Raw genomic sequence first — 17,513 nt, 5'->3', positions numbered from 1 at the left:
CCAGTACGTCCAGCAGCAGCCTGCCCTCCCGGTACAGCTGCCCCGAACGGGGTCCGGGGCGGAGCCCCGGTTACGGGAAGGGGCGGGGTGGGGAAAGGCCGCCCGCAGGGCCCACCCGCCCCCTACACCCCCCGCTCCCGCCGCACCACCACCCTGGCCCCCGCCACCCCGGGCACCAACGCCTGACCAGGAGCCACCGGGCCCCGCCGCTCGCCAGGAGCCGGAACAGGAGCCACCGGCAGCATCCGCTCCCCAGGGACGGGAGCCGGAGCCGAGGCCGGAGCCGGAGCCGGGACCGAGGGCGAGGCCGGGTCCGCGTCCGGGGCCGACGCAGGAGCCACCGGCAGCAGCGGCTCCGCAGGGGCCGAAGCCTGGCCCGACGCCGAGACGGAGACCGGGGCAGGGGCCGGAGCCGAGGCGGGAGCCGGAGCCGAGACAGGGGCCGGAGCCGAGACAGGGGCAGGGGCCGGAGCCGAGGCCGGGGCAGAGGCCGGGGCCGGAGCCGAGGCCGGGGCAGAGGCCGGGGCCGGAGCCGAGGCCGGGGCAGAGGCCGGGGCCGGGAGTGGCTCGGGGAAGGGCGGAATCAGCGTCCCCGAGCTCTGCCGCAATGCAGCCCACCTCAACTCCCGCACCCCACTCACATGCCACTCCTCCCCGCCCTCCGGCTCCACCCCACCCCCCCACCCCGGCCGAGTCCGCCACCCCTGCACCGCAACGGCAACCGGCACCCCCACCCCCACCGCCCACGCCGTCGCCGCCGCGCCCGTCTCCCACCACACCGGCCCGAACCGGGCCAGCGCCCCGCTCCCCAGCGGCCCGCCCGCCGCCCAGCCCAGCACGGCCATCAGCGCCCCGCACACCACCCCGCCCAGCGCCGCCGTCAACGCCGTCTCCCCGTACGACACGTCCCGCGCCCGCCGGACCGCGAACCAGCCCACGATCAGCCCGGCCACCACCGGCACCCCCATCGCCACCCAGGTCAGCGGCGACCCCGGCCCCACCGGCGGCAGGGCCGCCAGCAGGGGGAAACGGGGCAGCGCGGGTGAACCCGCGAAAGCCAGCGGGGTGGCCGTGGCGCCGACGCCGAGGGCGAAGCCGGGCCCGAGCCCGTAGGCCGCGCCCCACACCACCGCGTTGGGGATCAGCGCCAGGGCGAGCAGCAGGACCGCGAACCGCCCGGACCACACCCCGGTCAGCTGGAGGAACGAGTGCTGTACCGCCGCGCCGTGCCAGACCAGTGACGCCCCGAGCAGCAGCGCCCCGCCACCCAACAGGGTGAGCGCCCCCGCGCCGCCCGCACGCAGCGCCAGCGCATAACGGGGGCGCGCGAGTGCCTTCCGTACGCCCCCGGGCAGCAGGGACGGGAGCGAGGCGGACACGGACGCCCACACCCCGCTGGCGGCGGCCGCCGCGGCCACCAGCGGTACGTGCCAGGCCGCGCTCAGCGGATCGGCCGGCATCGGCCCGCCCGCCGCGTACACCGTGGCGCCCGCCCCCACGATCAGGTATCCGCAGGTCACGGCGGAGAACACGGCACTGCCGGGCAGCCCCCCGTCCTCCACCGCGAGCCGGGCGGCTCGCCGGATCAGCAGTACGGGCAGGGCCACCAGCAGCAGGGGGGTCAGCCCGACGGGCGCGGGCACGCCGGACAGCGTGTCGTACCTGATCAGCTCTGTCCCGTGGGAGAGGAGCCACAGCCCGGCCGCCACATGGAGGGCACCGCCCGGCCCGCTGTCGGGATAGGGGGAGCTGATCCACAGCACCATGACGAGCACGGCCAGGGAGCCGAGCCCCAGTCCGGCCGCCATGGCGCCGCCCAGTACACAGGCGGCGGCCGCCGGTGTGCGACGGCGGACGGGGGCCCGCGGGGGTGCCGGCAACGACGTCTCGCGTTCGGTCACTTGGGTCACCCCGCCATGGTCCCAACGACACGCGCTGTGGGCGCGTAACAGGCGAATGACCGTGGTGTCGCCCAATATACGGTTATGTACTTTTTCGCCCAGACCTGCCGGGGTGTGGCATGACCCAGAGTGTGGACACGGCCGCGGAGCCGACTGCCCTCCCGTCGCCCAAGGAACGCCGCAGACTGCGCGAATCCGGTGAGCTGACCCACGATGAGATCGCGGCGGCGGTCGGCGTCACCGCCACCACCGTCCGCTCCTGGGAGTCGGGCCGCACCGAACCCCGCGGCCGGAACCGCGAGGTCTACGCCCGTTTGCTGGTCGAACTCGGCAACCCGGCCAAGGCCGCGGGCGAGGACGCCACGAGCACCGACACCGACACCGGCACCGGCACCGGCACCGGCACCGACACCCCGGACAGCGCAGCTGAGGCCGCCTCAGCCGAGGAGTCCCCGGCCGGCAGTACGGCCCTGCGGGTGGCGGGCGCCGTCCGCGCCTTCGCCAAGGGCGGCGGCGGGCACGCCGCGCCGGCCGGCACCCGGCCGAAGGCCGCCGCGAAGCGGGCGTCCAAGCCCCCGGCGGGTGGGGCCGGCAGCGGGCGCGTCACCGGCTCGGCCCACACCGGCACCGCGGCCGGGCGGCCGGCGGGTTCCGCCGCACCGTCCCCGACGGATCGTCAGGACGCTGCCGCCGAGGCCGCCGCCACCGCCACGGACGGCGGCACGTCAGGCCGCCCGCACGGCACCGCCGATGACCCCGCGTCAGCGCCCACCGCCGCCGCGCCGGTACAGCAGCCGGAGCCACGGCACAGGGCCAGGCAGGAGGCGCCGGACCCGGAGCCGGCCCCGGGCGAGCCGCCGCCCACCGCCGCCGAGGCCTTCGACGCGCTCTACGGGTACGCGGCGCCCGCCCTCCTCCGGCAGACCTACCTGCTCACCGGCCGCCGCGGGCTCGCCCGCGATGCCGTGGAGCGGGCCTTCCAGCGGGCCTGGAACCACTGGCCGAAGGTGGCCACCGACCCCGACCCGGTCGGCTGGGTGCGGGCAGCGGCGTACGAGTACGCGCTCTCCCCCTGGCACCGGCACAGCCGGAAGCACCCCGACCGGGCCCCGGCCGACCCCGCCGACCGGATCCTGCTCGACGCGATGCTGGCGCTGTCGCCCACGCACCGCCGTACGGTCCTGCTCTACGACGGGATCGGGCTCGACCTGCCCGACACCGCCGCCGAGACCGAGGCCAGCACCCCCACCGCCGGCAACCGCCTCGTCCACGCGCACGCGCACCTCGCCGACCGGCTGCCCGAGCTGGACGGCGTACCGGAGGAGAAGCAGTCCGCGCTGCTGCACGACCGGCTGGGCACGCTCACCCCGGCGGTGCGCCTGGAGCCGCGCCCTGCGTCGGTGGTCCGGCTGGCCTGCGAGCACCGCAACCGGTTCTGGGCCAGGGCCGCGATCGGCCTGACCGCGGTGATCGCCGTCGCCGCCACCTACACGGCGGCGACCGCTCCGACCCAGTACCACCCGCCGATCGCCCCCGGCGCCAGCGTGTCCGGGGTGCCGCCGCACCACGGCCCGCAGCCGCTCACCGAGGAGGACCGGCAGCTGCGCGAGAAGCTCCGCTCCGAACCGGCCACCGGGCCCGCACGGCTGGTACCGAAGACCGGCTGATCCGCTCATCCGGTGGTCCGGTGGTCCGGTAGTCCGGTAGTCCGGCCGCACGATCAGCTGCTCATCCGCTCGTCCGCGGTGAAACGGGCGTGGCCCGCACCCCCGAAGGGGTGCGGGCCACGCCGTGCGCCGTGTGGGAGATCAGCCGTTCAGGATCTCGCGCGCCAGCTTCGCGGTCTCGGTCGGCGTCTTGCCGACCTTCACGCCGGCGGCCTCGAGGGCCTCCTTCTTGGCCTGTGCGGTGCCGGAAGAGCCGGACACGATCGCACCCGCGTGGCCCATGGTCTTGCCCTCGGGGGCGGTGAAGCCCGCGACGTAGCCGACGACCGGCTTGGTGACGTTCTTCGCGATGAAGTCCGCCGCACGCTCCTCGGCGTCGCCGCCGATCTCGCCGATCATGACGATGAGCTCGGTCTCCGGGTCGGCCTCGAAGGCCTCCAGGGCGTCGATGTGCGTGGTGCCGATGACCGGGTCGCCACCGATGCCGACGGCCGAGGTGAAGCCGATGTCACGCAGCTCGTACATCATCTGGTAGGTCAGCGTGCCGGACTTGGACACGAGACCGATCTTGCCGGGCTTGGTGATGTCGCCCGGGATGATGCCGGCGTTGGACTGGCCGGGGGTGATCAGGCCGGGGCAGTTCGGGCCGATGATCCGGGTCTTGTTGCCCTTGGCGGTCGCGTACGCCCAGAAGGCGGCGGAGTCGTGGACCGCGATGCCCTCGGTGATGACGACGGCGAGGGGGATCTCGGCGTCGATGGCCTCGACGACGGCGGCCTTGGCGAAGGCCGGCGGGACGAAGAGGACGGAGACGTTGGCGCCCGTCTTCTCCATCGCCTCGGCGACCGAGCCGAAGACCGGGACCTCGGTGCCGTCGAAGTCGACGGTGGTGCCGGCCTTGCGCGGGTTCACGCCGCCGACGATGTTGGTGCCGTCAGCCAGCATCAGCTTGGTGTGCTTCATGCCCGTGGCACCGGTCATGCCCTGGACGATGACCTTGCTGTCCTTGTTGAGGAAGATAGCCATGGTGAGTCTGTGACCTCGTCCCTTTACTTCGCAGCCGCGAGCTCGGCGGCCTTGTCGGCCGCACCGTCCATGGTGTCCACGCGCTGGACCAGCGGGTGGTTGGCGTCCGACAGGATCTTGCGACCCAGCTCCGCGTTGTTGCCGTCGAGACGGACGACGAGCGGCTTGGTGACCTCTTCGCCCTTGTCCTTGAGCAGCTGCAGGGCCTGGACGATGCCGTTGGCGACCTCGTCACAGGCGGTGATGCCGCCGAAGACGTTGACGAAGACGGACTTGACGTCCGGGTCGCCGAGGATGATCTCGAGGCCGTTGGCCATGACGGCGGCGGAGGCGCCACCGCCGATGTCGAGGAAGTTGGCGGGCTTGACGCCGCCGTGGTTCTCGCCGGCGTAGGCGACGACGTCGAGGGTGCTCATGACGAGACCCGCGCCGTTGCCGATGATGCCAACCTCGCCGTCGAGCTTGACGTAGTTGAGGTTCTTGGCCTTGGCGGCCGCCTCGAGCGGGTTGGCCGCAGCGTGGTCCACGAACTCCTCGTGGCCCGGCTGGCGGAACTCGGCGTTCTCGTCGAGCGAGACCTTGCCGTCGAGCGCGATGACCTCGCCGGAGGCGACCTTCGCGAGCGGGTTGACCTCGACGAGGAGCGCGTCCTCGGCGATGAAGGTGGCCCACAGGGTCACGAGGACCTCGGCGACCTGCTCGGCGACCTCGGCCGGGAACTTCGCCTGGGCGACGATCTCGCGGGCCTTCTCGATCGTGACGCCCTCGTTGGCGTTGACCGGGACCTTGGCGAGCTTCTCGGGGGTCTCCTCGGCGACCTGCTCGATGTCCATGCCACCCGCGACCGAGGCCATGGCCAGGAAGGTGCGGTTGGTGCGGTCGAGCAGGTAGGAGACGTAGTACTCCTCGACGATCTCGGGAGCGGTCTCCGCGATCATCACCTTGTGGACCGTGTGGCCCTTGATGTCCATGCCCAGGATGTCCGTCGCGCGGGCGACGGCCTCGTCCGGGGTCGCGGCGAGCTTCACGCCGCCGGCCTTGCCGCGGCCGCCGACCTTCACCTGCGCCTTGACGACCGACTTGCCGCCCAGCCGCTCGGTGGCCTCGCGAGCCGCCTCAGGCGTGTCGATGACTTCACCGGCCAGCACCGGTACACCGTGCTTGGCGAAGAGGTCCCTCGCCTGGTACTCGAACAGGTCCACGCGCGTCCGTCCCTTGTCTTCAAAGATTCGCAGTGTTCGCGGTTGTCTGCGTGGGCGTGCCGCGAGGGCAACGTGACGGCGCTGTCACAAGGGGAGCGCACACGGTGACCGTGGACGCGGCATGTCCGTCCCGCAGGTTATCCCCGTGGGACGTAGGTCCCTAAATCGCAGATCACACCTGAGCGGTGATACCTGTCACAGATCGCCTCACGGCTGAGCTGGAAATTCGTGGGATCTCACCATTCCTCGGGGGAGGGTGGTCAGGGCAGTGGCAGGGGCCGCTTCTCGATCGCGGCGGCCATCACCTCCGGGAACAGGTCGGGGGTGCAGGCGAAGGCGGGGGCACCGAGGGCGGCCAGGGCCGCCGCGTGCTCGCGGTCGTAGGCAGGGGCACCTTCGTCGGAGAGGGCCAGCAGGGCGACGAACTGCACGCCGGCGGCCTTCATGGCCGCGACCCGCTTCAGCATCTCGTTGCGGATGCCGCCCTCGTACAGATCACTGATCAGGACGACCACGGTGTCGGCGGGCCGGGTGATCTTCGACTGGCAGTAGGCGAGGGCCCGGTTGATGTCGGTGCCACCACCGAGCTGGGTGCCGAAGAGCACGTCCACCGGATCGTCGAGCTGATCCGTCAGGTCGACCACGGACGTGTCGAACACGACCAGCCGGGTGGCGATGGACCGCATGGAGGCCAGCACCGCGCCGAACACGGAGGCGTAGACGACGGAGGCGGCCATCGAGCCGGACTGGTCGATGCAGAGGATGACCTCCTTCTTCACCGACTGGCTCGCCCGGCCGTACCCGATCAGCCGCTCGGGCACGACCGTGCGGTACTCGGGGAGGTAGTTCTTCAGGTTCGCCCGGATGGTGCGGTCCCAGTCGATGTCCCGGTGCCGGGGGCGGCTGATCCGCGCGGACCGGTCCAGGGCGCCGGTGAGCGTGGACCGGGTGCGGCTCGCCAGCTTCTTCTCCAGTTGCTCGACGACCTTGCGGACCACCGCCCGGGCCGTCTCCCTGGTCGTCTCCGGCATCGCCTTGTTGAGGGACAGCAGGGTGCCGACCAGGTGTACGTCGGGCTCGACGGCCTCCAGCATCTCCGGCTCCAGCAGCAGCGAGGACAGCCCGAGCCGGTCGATGGCGTCGCGCTGCATCACCTGGACGACCGAGCTGGGGAAGTACTCGCGGATGTCCCCGAGCCAGCGCGCCACCGACGGCGCCGACCCGCCGAGGCCGGCCGACCGCTCCCCCGTCTTCCTGCGGTTCCCGCCGCCGGTGCCGCCGTAGAGCGCGCCGAGCGCGGCATCCATGGCCGCGTCCCGCCCGCCGAGCGCGCAGCCGGTCCCGTCGGCCTCTCCCCCGCCCAGCACCAGCCGCCACCTGCGCAGCCGCTCGACCGCGGCCGTGTCCGTACCCGTCATCTGTCCGTCCCCCTCTGGGCGTCGTCCTCTGTTGTCGCCGGGCGCGCGGCCCGTGGTCCGGGCCGCGGCCGTGTCCCGGCCGCTGCCCGGATGCCGGCCTCAGCCCGCTGCCGCCGCCGGTACCGCTGCCCCTGCCCCACTGCCAGCCCCGGCTCCGGCCGCGAGCAGCAGCCGGACCAGCGGTATCACCGCGTCCGCGCGGGCCCGGTCGAGCTCCGGGGCGAAGCCCTCCGGGGCCTGGCCGGAGCCGGAACCCGCGGTCGTGCCGCCCGGACCGCGCCGCACCAGCTCCCCCAGGGAGCGGCGGACGCCCGGTTCGTACGCCCCGAACGTCCGCCGGAGCAGCGGCAGTACGTCGGTGAAGGCGCCCGCCGGTATCCCGGTCAGCCAGGTGTCGATCAGGCGGAGCAGCCGCTCGTCGTGGACGAGCAGGGTGCCGCCGCCCGCTCCGCCCCCGGCGAAGCCCTCGATCCAGCCGGCCGCGTCGACGGGTCCGGCCGCCGGGGACAGGGCCAGCCCCATCAGCCGGGCGGTCTCCTCCGGTGCCAGCCGGCCGTCGTCGAGCAGCAGCCGGGCGGCCCGGCCGCGGATCAGGCCGGGTATCGCCTCCCGCCCGGCCAGCGTGCCCAACACCGCGGCCCACCGACCCCGCAGCCCGGGATCCGCCGGGCCGACGGCCCCGGATCCGCCGGCCGTGGATCCGTCTGCCGGCCCGGCGGGCGGCTCGGCATCCGGTGCCATCGGGGCTCCGGGCTCGGGCAGCTCCGCGGGCGGCCCGCCCGCCTGGGCTTCGGGGGCGGCCTCCGCGGCCGGGGGCCGGGCCGGGCCCAGGAGGGCTATCGCCCCGTGGACCGCGTCCACATGGTCGCGGAGCTCGGCCGCGGCGTCCGCGTCGAGGCCCGCCGCGCAGGCGGGCGGCAGGGCGACGCAGATCCGCTCGGCGAGCCCCGCCGCGACCGTGCCCAGCGCCGCGGTGTCCGTGCCGCGCACGTCCCCGTACCGCAGCGAGCGGGCCAGCGCGGGCAGGGCCCTGGCCAGCCGGGCCACATCGGTGTCCAGCGCGGCCCGGTCGGCGAGGGCCTTCAACACCGCGGGCAGGGCTTCCGGAAGCCCTGCGAGCAGGCAGCGCTCGGCGAGCGAGGTGACCTCGCCCAGTTCCCCCGCGGCCGCCGCGTCGGCCTCGGCCCGGGCGGTCGCGGCGGCCGCCACGGTGGTCCCCCATATGCCCGCCTCTGCCACCCGCACCGACAGCTCCGGCTCCCAGCGCAGCCGCCAGGTCTCCCGGAAGGTGCCGGTGCTGCCGCGGGATACCGCCGGCCGGCCCCAGTCGACGCCGAGCAGCCGCAGCCGGTGCAGCAGCCGGCTCTTCGCCGCGTCGGTGTCCTTGCGCAGGTCCAGCTCGAGCTCCCGGTCCTGCGCCTCGGGCTTCAGCCGGAGCGAGCGCTGCAGCCGGGTGAGGTCCCGCTGCAGCGGGACCGCCGGTGCCGTCTCCGGGACCTCCCCGAGCACGTCCCCGACGACGAGCCGGTCCTCGATCAGGGCCAGCGGTACGTCGGAGCCGTCGCACATCACCGCCCGGGCCGCCTCCAGGGTTTCGGAGAGGCCGGGCAGCGGCCGCCCGCGCATCGCGGCCAGGGTGTCGGCCAGCCGCACCGCCTCGATCACGTGCGCCGAGGAGACCTGCCGGTCCTCCGCCCGCAGCAGACCCGCGATCTTGGTCAGCCAGCGCTCGACCGGCCGGTCCACGGCGCCGAACAAGTGCCCGTACCAGCCGGGGGAGGTGATGCCCGCCCCGTACCCGCCGGCCCGGGCGAGGCGGCGGTGCGTCCAGGGCACCCAGGCGGTCTCCACCTTCACCTTGGGCAGTCCGGCGAGCAGTGACCTGTCGGCGGCCGCGGTGGTCTTCGCGCGCAGCGCCGGAACGTGCCAGGCCCCGCACACCACCGCGTAGCCCGCGCTGAACTCCCGGCGGGCGGCCCGCATCTTCTGCCGCATGTAGGCCTCGCGGAGCAGGTCCCGGGCGTGGCCGCCGTCCCCGTAGGCCTCGCGCAGGGCGGCCATCGCCTCGCCGAGCGCCTCGAAGGCGGCCACCGGGTCGGCCGTGCCCGTGCCGCGGTGCTCGACCACGTCCTCCCACCAGCGCTCCGGGTCCTCGTACCCGGCGGTCTCGGCCAGCACGGCGAGCGGATCGAGCCGTACGGCGTCCGGCGTGTCCGGCCCGCCCGGCCCGTCCGAGTCCGGTGGGCGCGGGTCGTCCTCGGCGGCCAGCGAGTGCGCGGCGGGCAGGTCGATGAACCGGACCGGTACGCCGGCCTCCTGCGCCCAGCGGATCGCGACCCATTCGGGGGAGAACTCGGCCAGCGGCCAGAACGCGGCCCGGCCCGGGTCCGCGGCCGCGTGCGCGAGCAGGGCGACCGGCGGCCGCATGCCGGGGTCGGCGGCCAGCGGCAGCAGGGCGTCCCCCTCGGGCGGGCCCTCGATCAGAACGGCGGCGGGCCGGGCCGCCTCGAGGGCGGCCCGCACGGCGCGGGCGGAGCCGGGCCCGTGGTGCCGTACTCCGAGCAGCAGCGGCTCCTTGGCGGTCGCGGTCGCCGACGCGGTCGGGGTCACTGTCATACCGTCACCTCGCGGCAGGCGCGGTAGAAGTCCTTCCAGCCGTCCCGCTCGCGGACGACCGCCTCCAGGTACTCCTGCCAGACGACCCGGTCGGCCGCCGGGTCGCGGACGACCGCGCCGAGGATGCCGGATGCCACGTCGGAGGGCCGGAGCACGCCGTCGCCGAAGTGGGCGGCGAGGGCGAGGCCGTTGGTGACCACCGAGATGGCCTCGGCCGTGGAGAGGGTGCCGCTGGGCGACTTGACCTTCGTCCGGCCGTCGCCGGTGACGCCCTCGCGCAGCTCGCGGAAGACGGTGACGACCCGGCGGATCTCTTCCAGGCCCTCGGGGGCGGCCGGGAGGTCCAGGGCCCGGCCCATCTGGTCGACGCGGCGGGCGACGATGTCGACTTCGGCGTCGGCGGTGGCGGGCAGCGGCAGGACCACGGTGTTGAAGCGGCGGCGCAGGGCGCTGGACAGTTCGTTGACCCCGCGGTCGCGGTCGTTGGCTGTGGCGATCAGGTTGAAGCCGCCCACCGCCTGCACCTCCTCGCCCAGCTCCGGTATGGGCAGGGTCTTCTCGGACAGGACGGTGATGAGCGTGTCCTGGACGTCGGCGGGGATGCGGGTGAGCTCCTCGACCCGGGCGGTCATCCCCTCGGCCATGGCGCGCATGACGGGGCTCGGGACGAGGGCCTCGCGGCTGGGGCCGTGGGCGAGCAGCCGGGCGTAGTTCCAGCCGTACCGGATGGCTTCCTCCGGGGTGCCGGCGGTGCCCTGGACGAGCAGGGTGGAGTCTCCGCTGACGGCGGCGGCGAGGTGTTCCGACACCCAGGTCTTGGCGGTGCCGGGGACGCCCAGCAGGAGCAGGGCCCGGTCGGTGGCGAGGGTGGTGACGGCGACCTCGACGGTCCGGCGGGGTCCCACGTACTTCGGGGTGATCACCGTGCCGTCGTCGAGGGTGCCGCCGAGCAGGTACGTGGCGACGGCCCACGGGGAGAGCTTCCAGCGGGCCGGGCGGGGCCGGTCGTCGGCCGCCGCGAGGGCTTTCAGTTCGTGCGCGAAGGCGTCCTCGGCGTGCGGGCGCAGCACTTCGGCGGCGGTGCCGTTCTCGGGTGTGGTCATGGGTCCCCCTCCAGGCTCGGCAGCCCTTTCCGGCTGCTGTTCACCACCGTGCACCACCCCACTGACAACGCCCCCTGTTCTCCACGTCGTTGCAGGTCAGGGCGATTGTCAGTGGGGGTCCCTACGGTGGTTTCCATGACTGAGCAGGGGGTCCGCTGGACAGCGGAACAGGTACTGACTCTGGCTCCTGACGATGCATCACGCAAGGCGGGAGGCAAGTTCGGCGGGGCGGGTCCGTGGTCGCAGACCGGAGGTTCCGCTTCCGGTGCGGTGTGGGGGTTGTGCAAGGGCAGCGGCAGCACGCCGTACCGGACGGTCGTGGACCTGACCGGACCGGCGTACAAGTGCTCCTGCCCGAGCCGGAAGTTCCCGTGCAAGCACGCCCTGGGACTTCTGCTGCTCTGGGCGGCGGAGGGACTGGGCGAACCGGCCGAGGCGCCGGACTGGGCGGCGGAGTGGCTCGCCGAGCGGACCGCGAAGGCCGCCGCCCGGACGGCCCGGCCGGCCGAGCCCGCAGACCCGGAGGCGGCCCGCAGGCGGTCCGAGCGGCGGGCCGCCCGGATCGGCGCGGGTGTGACCGAACTGGAGCGGCGGCTCGCCGATCTGCTGCGCGGCGGGCTGGCCGGACAGGAACAGGCGGGATACGGGGTGTGGGAGGAGACCGCGGCCCGGATGGTCGACGCGCAGGCGCCGGGACTGGCCGCGCGGGTGAGGGAGTTGGGGACGATACCGAGCTCCGGCGCGGGCTGGCCGGGCCGGATGCTGGAGGAGTGCGGCCTGCTGCACCTCCTGGACCGCGCCTGGCTGGGGGTCGCCGGGCTTCCGGAACCCCTCTCCGCGACGGTGCGGACCAGGGTGGGACTGCCGGCGGCCGCGGAGGGGGCGGCCGCGGTGCGGGACCGCTGGCTGGTGCTGGCGCAGTACGACTCGGTCTCCGCGGACGGCCGGCTGACCACCCGGCGGATCTGGCTGCAGGGCCTGGAGAGCGGCCGGACCGCCCTGGTGATGGACTTCGGCCCGCCAGGCCGGCCGCCACAGCTGGCCATACCGGTCGGGCTGGTCCTCGAGGCGGAAGCCAGGTTCCGGCCCGGCTCGGCCGGCCTCCGGGCCGATCTCGGCGACCGGTACGCCGCGCCCGCCCCGCATCGGCGGCCGCCCGCCGGGATGAGCGCGGGGGCCGCGCTCGACGGGTACGGGACGGCCCTGCGGGAGGACCCCTGGCTGGAGTCCTGGCCGGTGGTGCTCGGCCCGGTCGTGCCGATACCGGGCGAGCTGGGCTGGCAGCTGGCCGACGCGGACGGGAAGGACGCCTTGCCGGTGCGGACCGCCGGGGGGCGGGGCGCGTCCGGGCTGTGGCAGCTGGCCGCGCTGTCCGGGGGCGGGCCGGTGACGGTGTTCGGAGAGTGCGGCCATCGGGGCTTCGTGCCGCTGACCGCCTGGCAGAAGGGGACGGGGGAGCCGGTATCGCTGGCGTGAGCTACGACGACAACCACGTGAGCTGACAGCCGAGGAGATCTGCCCCGGTCCCGCGGAGGGGGCGGGACCGGGGCCGGGCACGGAACAGAGGGAGGGGCGGCCATGAACGGGCCGGAGGAGTACGGGGACTGGGAGGAACTGGTCGGCGCCGCGCTGCTGGGCACCGACCGGAAACAGGGCGGCACACCGGAGGCGCTGCTCGACGCGGCGGCGGTCCAGGCGGTGCGGCGCCGGGCCGGACTGCGCCCGGCCGAGGCCGGCCCGCGGCCGGAACCGGCCGCGGAGGATCCGCGGCCCGAGCCGCCCGAGCCGGCCCGGCGGCGGCTGGCCCAGCTGCTCGCCGGGCGGTCCGGGGCGGGCGGCGGGCGGCGCGGCTCGGCGCCGGACCTCACCGAGCTGCTGCCGCAGTGGCTGGCCGCCGCCGGCCGGCACGGCTACCGGGCCCCGGCAGCCCAGCTTCCGGCCCTGCTGGACGCCGCCCGGGCGCGCACGGACCTGCGGCCGCAGGCACTGGCCCTGGCGGGCGCCCGGGGGCGCTGGCTGGCCCGGCTCAACCCGGACTGGCGGTTCGCCCTGCGCAGCGGGGCGGGCGGCGCGGAACTGCCGGACCCGGCGGACCCGGACGGGGTGACGCGGCTCTGGGAGGAGGGACTGTTCGCGGAGCGGGTCGCCCTGCTGGGTGCCGTACGGGCGGAGGACCCGGCGGCCGCGCCCGCCCTGCTGTCGACCACCTGGTCCACCGAGAGGGCCGAGGACCGGCTGATGTTCCTGGACTCGCTGCGGGCGGGCCTCTCGGAGCAGGACGAGCCGTTCCTGGAACGGGCCCTGGGCGACCGGAGCCGCAATGTGCGGACTCTGGCCGCGGAACTGCTGTCGGCCCTGCCCGGATCCGCGCTGGCCGGGCGGATGGCCGAGCGGGCGCTGGAATGCGTCGGCCCCGAAGGGGTGACCCCGCCCGCCGAGTGCGACGAGGGGATGGAGCGCGACGGGGTGGTCCGGCGCCCGCCGGCCGGCCGCGGGGAACGCGCCTGGTGGCTGGGCCAGCTGGTGGAGGCGGCGCCGCTGGCCTGCTGGCGGGACCGGTTCGGCGGGCTGGGCCCGGCGGAGATCGTGGCGGCACCGGTCGCGGAGGGCTGGGCGGAGGAACTGCACGCCGCCTGGTGCCGGGCCGCCGTCCGGCAGCGGAACCCGGAGTGGTCGAAGGCCCTGCTGGGCGCGGCGGCCGCTCCCCCGGCCGCCGGGCCGGGGACGGCGTCCCTGGCGGAGCGGGCGAAACTGCTGGAGACCCTGAGCGAGGCGGAACGGGCCGCCTGGGTGGCGGAGTTCGTACGGGCGCACGGCCTGTCCGAGGCGTTCCAGCTGCTCGGGGTCTGCGAGGTCCCCTGGGCCGGGGAGCTGGGCCGGGCGGTGGTGGACGCGCTGGAGGCGGCGCGGGAGGCGGGCAGCTACCCGTGGAGCTTCAGCGGGGTGATGGGGTTGGCGGAGCGGTGCCTCGACCCTGCGGAGGCGGGGCGGCTCGAGGCCGCTCTGGCCGCTGCGCCGGAGCCGGACCCTTCGGAAGCGTCGCCCGGGGCCGGCTCGTACTGGGCGGAGGCGTTCCAGCGGCTGGTCGCCACTTTGCGGCTCCGCGCGGCGATGCTGACGGAACTGGCGGGGACGGGCTGAACCGCTGCGCGGGGCTGTTCCCCTCCCCGCCCCTTCCCGAAACTGGGGGCAAGCCCCCAGCCCCCCGTCCGGCGCTTCGCGCCGGGTGCGCTCAAACGCCGCGCGGGCTGGAATGCCGCGCAGCGGCATTTTCAGCCCCGCCGGCGTTTGAGGCGCGGGGGTCCGGGGGCCGGCCCCCGGCAACGGCGCCGCACCCAGCCGCCCAGCGCAACGCGCAGAACTACGCCGCGCGGACGTTGGCGCGGACCCAGTCCACGATCGCCGTCGTCGTGGCCCCCGGGGTGAAGATCTCGGCCACCCCCTTGTCCTTCAGCGGAGCGATGTCCGCCTCCGGGATGATCCCGCCGCCGAAGACCTTGATGTCCTCCGCGTCGCGCTCCTTCAGGAGCTCCAGGACCCGGACGAAGAGCGTGTTGTGCGCGCCCGACAGGATGGACAGGCCGATCGCGTCGGCGTCCTCCTGAATGGCCGTGTCCACGATCTGTTCGGGGGTCTGGTGCAGGCCCGTGTAGATGACCTCCATGCCCGCGTCGCGCAGCGCGCGCGCGATCACCTTTGCGCCGCGGTCGTGGCCGTCGAGACCCGGCTTGGCCACCACCACACGGATCGGACCGGTCACACCCATCGCACTGCCTCCCGAGTGAACGAACGTTAAGTACAGCATCCCGCACGACACCGTTTCGCGGTCAACCACGAGGGGGAAATCACAGAGCAAGCACCGTACGGGGGCGCAGGGCCACCGTGCCGACAGCCGCACGGCACGGTGGTGCTGCCGGCGCATCGGGGGAGGGCGTCGGATGGGGCTTTCACTTCTACTCGCCGGTCCGGTGCCCCGTTCCGGTGCCGCGCTGCGTGCCGCCGCGCTGGAGCTGGTGGTGCTGGCCGGACATCTGCTCCTCTACCCGACCGGGATCCGCCAGGAGCGCACCCCGCCGCCCGGGAGGGGCGATACGCCCGGCGCGCGGCCGCCCGCGCTGCTGCTGCACGGGTTCACCGACAACCGGTCCGTCTTCGTCCTGCTGCGCCGCTCCCTCGCCGCGCACGGCGGGCGCCGGGTGGAGACGTACAACTACTCGCCGCTGACCCGCGATCTGCGCGAGGCCGCCCGCCGCTTGGACCGCCGGGTCGAGGAGCTGTGCGCGCGGACCGGGCAGGACCGGGTGGATCTGGTGGGGCACAGCCTCGGCGGTCTGGTCGCCCGCTATTACGTGCAGTGCCTCGGCGGGGATGCCCGCGTCCGGACGCTGGTCACCCTCGGCACCCCGCACTCCGGCACCACGGTCGCGCCGTTCATGGACGCCCACCCGGTGGTCCGACAGATGCGGCCGGACTCGGAGCTGATGGCGGAGCTGCGCGCTCCCGCCCCCGGCTGCCGGACCCGGTTCGTCGCGTTCTGGAGCGAGTTCGACGAGCTGATGGCTCCGACGGACACGGCCCGCCTCGAGCACCCCGACCTGTTCGCGGAGAACGTACAGGTCACCGGTATCGGACATCTCGCCCTGCCCGCGCATCCGGCAGTACTGGCCGCCGTCCGTCGTGTGCTCGACGGGCCGGTGCAGCCGGTGCGGGGCGCCTCCGGGGCCGCGTCCGTCGCCTGAACGAAAACCCGCCGCAAGTCGAACGAATTTCGAACTCAAGGCCAAGGGTCTGCCTACCCGCGACCGAAAGGCGGCCGAATGCCCGGTTCCTGAAGGCTCGAAACCCGCCGAAGATTGTCGCCGCCAGGAACCGCCGGGTACAGTCACGCCACTGCTCTCCTCCGGGGTAACCACATCCCCGGCCACCCAGGCCCCCACTGCCGAGGCGAAAGAGAAGTTGGTGAACGACCGCCCCTCGTCGGGCCAGTACCCCGATCTCGGGTACGACGGCCTTTCCACCACCACTTTCGCTGGCGACCAGGCCTACGGTTCCTTTGAAACGCAGGCCCAGGGGTACGACTACGCAGGCGGGTTCACTCCCTACGCCTCCCACGAGACGACCGGCGTGTACGACACGACCGCGTGGTCCACGGGCATTCCCGCGCAGTCCGTTCCCCAGGACGGCACCGGCCAGTGGTACGCGGCGGAGTATCAGCCGACCTCCTTCGGCTACGACACCTCGGCCGAGCAGACCGGCAACTGGGCGATGCCCGGCTACGGCACCACCATAGGGACCGAGACCGGCGCGTACGACGCGACCGCCTGGAACACCGTGGCGCAGGAGGAACCGCCCCAGCAGTACGCGTACGAGTACGAGTACGCGCAACCGCAGGGCGACTACCCGACGGAGTACGCGGCGGAGTACTCGGCGGACTACGCAACGAGCTACACAACGGGCTACGAGAGCGGTGAACTCGCCACCGAGGTTCCGGCGCCGACCGCCACCTTCGAGGTCATTCCGCCCGAGCAGGACGAGTCGGCCGGACCGGACGAGACCGACGCCGAAGCCCAGGCCGAGGCCGAGGCCGGCCCGTCGACCGGAGTGCACGGCGCCGAGACCCAGACCATGCCGCAGCAGCCGGCCCCGGAGGCGACCCCCGTGCCGCGCGCCGCGCGCCGCGCCGCCGCCAAGGGCAGCTCCGCCAAGGGCAGCACGGCCAAGGGCGGCTCCGGCAAGGGCACTTCCGCTGCCAAGGGCGGCAGCACCCGGGCCGCCGCCGGCAGTCGGCGCCGCACCCCGGCGAAGCGTTCCGCCCTGCTGACCGTGGCCGTGCCTTCCGCCTGCGTCATGGGTGTCGCGGGTGTCGCCGCCGCTTCCGTCGGCGGGCTCACCGGCGGCGGCGAGAAGCCGGACGACGAGATCACCACCGTCGCCGCGCCCGACCCGGCCTCGGTCAAACCGGCCGCCTCGAACACCAAGCTCGACACCCAGCTCGCCGCCCTCAGCGCGGACGCCGGCGATTTCGCGGACCGGGCGAGCCGCACCCAGGAACGCATCGACCTGAAGGTCCGTCAGGAAGAGGACCGCAAGAAGCGGGCCGAGGAAGCGGCCCGCAAGGAGGCGCTCCGCCCCAAGTTCGCGCTCCCGGTCAGGCAGGCCGGCCTCAGCGCCGGCTACGGCCAGTCCGGCGGCATGTGGATGTCCGTGCACACCGGCATCGATTTCCCGGTCTCCTACGGCACGCCGGTCATGGCCGCCACCGACGGGGTCGTGCGCACCCAGTACAACAGCGCCTACGGCAACATGGCCATAGTCACCTCACCCGACGGCACCGAGACCTGGTACTGCCACCTGAGCACCACCAAGATCCGGTCCGGCAAGGTCAAGGCCGGCGACGTCATCGCGTACTCCGGCAACTCGGGCAACTCCACCGGACCGCACCTCCACTTCGAGGTACGGCCCGGCGGCGGGGCCCCGATCGACCCGAGCTCGTGGCTCCGCCGCCACGGCCTCAACCCGAACTAGCCCAGGCCCAAGCCCCGGCCCCGGCCCCGGCCCCGGCCCCGGCTGCAGCCCAAAC

At 74.4% G+C, this 17,513-nt stretch carries 12 protein-coding genes; 5 read left to right on the top strand and 7 right to left on the bottom strand.

Annotation, left to right across the window (positions count from 1 at the left end):
- Positions 1 to 122: 122 nt before the first annotated feature.
- The gene (locus AB0447_RS29730) at positions 123 to 1,910 is read right to left on the bottom strand and encodes a DUF6350 family protein (RefSeq protein WP_366479926.1); all 1,788 of its coding nucleotides are present in this window, start codon (positions 1,908 to 1,910) and stop codon (positions 123 to 125) included.
- Between the two features lie 110 nt (positions 1,911 to 2,020).
- On the opposite strand from AB0447_RS29730, the gene AB0447_RS29725 reads away from it, so the two are divergent.
- Positions 2,021 to 3,568, top strand: coding sequence for a helix-turn-helix domain-containing protein (locus AB0447_RS29725; RefSeq protein ID WP_366479925.1), 1,548 nt, complete (start codon positions 2,021 to 2,023; stop codon positions 3,566 to 3,568).
- Positions 3,569 to 3,709: 141 nt separating this feature from the next.
- On the opposite strand, the gene sucD is transcribed toward AB0447_RS29725, so the two are convergent.
- From sucD to AB0447_RS29700, 5 genes are all read right to left on the bottom strand, one after another.
- Positions 3,710 to 4,594, bottom strand: a complete 885-nt coding sequence (sucD, locus tag AB0447_RS29720; protein WP_030031032.1) for a succinate--CoA ligase subunit alpha — start codon at positions 4,592 to 4,594, stop codon at positions 3,710 to 3,712.
- 23 nt (positions 4,595 to 4,617) lie between these two features.
- Positions 4,618 to 5,796 carry an ADP-forming succinate--CoA ligase subunit beta gene (gene sucC, locus AB0447_RS29715; RefSeq protein ID WP_366479924.1) on the bottom strand — a complete coding sequence of 393 codons (1,179 nt, stop codon included), beginning with the start codon at positions 5,794 to 5,796 and terminating at the stop codon, positions 4,618 to 4,620.
- Positions 5,797 to 6,056: 260 nt separating this feature from the next.
- The gene (locus AB0447_RS29710) at positions 6,057 to 7,214 is read right to left on the bottom strand and encodes a VWA domain-containing protein (RefSeq protein WP_366479923.1); all 1,158 of its coding nucleotides are present in this window, start codon (positions 7,212 to 7,214) and stop codon (positions 6,057 to 6,059) included.
- A gap of 99 nt (positions 7,215 to 7,313) precedes the next feature.
- Positions 7,314 to 9,830 carry a DUF5682 family protein gene (locus AB0447_RS29705; RefSeq protein WP_366479922.1) on the bottom strand — a complete coding sequence of 839 codons (2,517 nt, stop codon included), beginning with the start codon at positions 9,828 to 9,830 and terminating at the stop codon, positions 7,314 to 7,316.
- On the bottom strand, positions 9,827 to 10,933 hold the full coding sequence (locus tag AB0447_RS29700; protein WP_366479921.1) for an AAA family ATPase: 1,107 nt from the start codon (positions 10,931 to 10,933) through the stop codon (positions 9,827 to 9,829). The genes AB0447_RS29705 and AB0447_RS29700 overlap by 4 nt, the downstream gene beginning before the upstream one ends.
- 135 nt (positions 10,934 to 11,068) lie before the next feature.
- Here AB0447_RS29700 and AB0447_RS29695 point away from each other — a divergent pair, with 135 nt between their 5' ends.
- A complete protein-coding gene (locus AB0447_RS29695) occupies positions 11,069 to 12,409 on the top strand; it encodes an SWIM zinc finger family protein (RefSeq protein ID WP_366479920.1) in 1,341 nt (446 codons plus the stop codon).
- A gap of 102 nt (positions 12,410 to 12,511) precedes the next feature.
- The gene (locus tag AB0447_RS29690; protein ID WP_366479919.1) at positions 12,512 to 14,074 is read left to right on the top strand and encodes a DUF5691 domain-containing protein; all 1,563 of its coding nucleotides are present in this window, start codon (positions 12,512 to 12,514) and stop codon (positions 14,072 to 14,074) included.
- A gap of 220 nt (positions 14,075 to 14,294) precedes the next feature.
- On the opposite strand, the gene AB0447_RS29685 is transcribed toward AB0447_RS29690, so the two are convergent.
- Positions 14,295 to 14,699, bottom strand: a complete 405-nt coding sequence (locus AB0447_RS29685; protein ID WP_366479918.1) for a cobalamin B12-binding domain-containing protein — start codon at positions 14,697 to 14,699, stop codon at positions 14,295 to 14,297.
- 172 nt (positions 14,700 to 14,871) lie between these two features.
- On the opposite strand from AB0447_RS29685, the gene AB0447_RS29680 reads away from it, so the two are divergent.
- Together AB0447_RS29680 and AB0447_RS29675 are read left to right on the top strand one after the other, a co-directional pair.
- The gene (locus AB0447_RS29680) at positions 14,872 to 15,672 is read left to right on the top strand and encodes an alpha/beta fold hydrolase (RefSeq protein WP_366479917.1); all 801 of its coding nucleotides are present in this window, start codon (positions 14,872 to 14,874) and stop codon (positions 15,670 to 15,672) included.
- Positions 15,673 to 15,892: 220 nt separating this feature from the next.
- Positions 15,893 to 17,458 carry a M23 family metallopeptidase gene (locus tag AB0447_RS29675; protein WP_366479916.1) on the top strand — a complete coding sequence of 522 codons (1,566 nt, stop codon included), beginning with the start codon at positions 15,893 to 15,895 and terminating at the stop codon, positions 17,456 to 17,458.
- Positions 17,459 to 17,513 lie beyond the last annotated feature (55 nt).

Origin of the sequence: Streptomyces sp. NPDC051211, assembly GCF_040689505.1 — a bacterium.
Lineage (GTDB): Bacteria > Actinomycetota > Actinomycetes > Streptomycetales > Streptomycetaceae > Streptomyces.
Note: the sequence above shows the minus strand (reverse complement) of the source record. Positions and strands in the feature narration are given on the sequence as shown.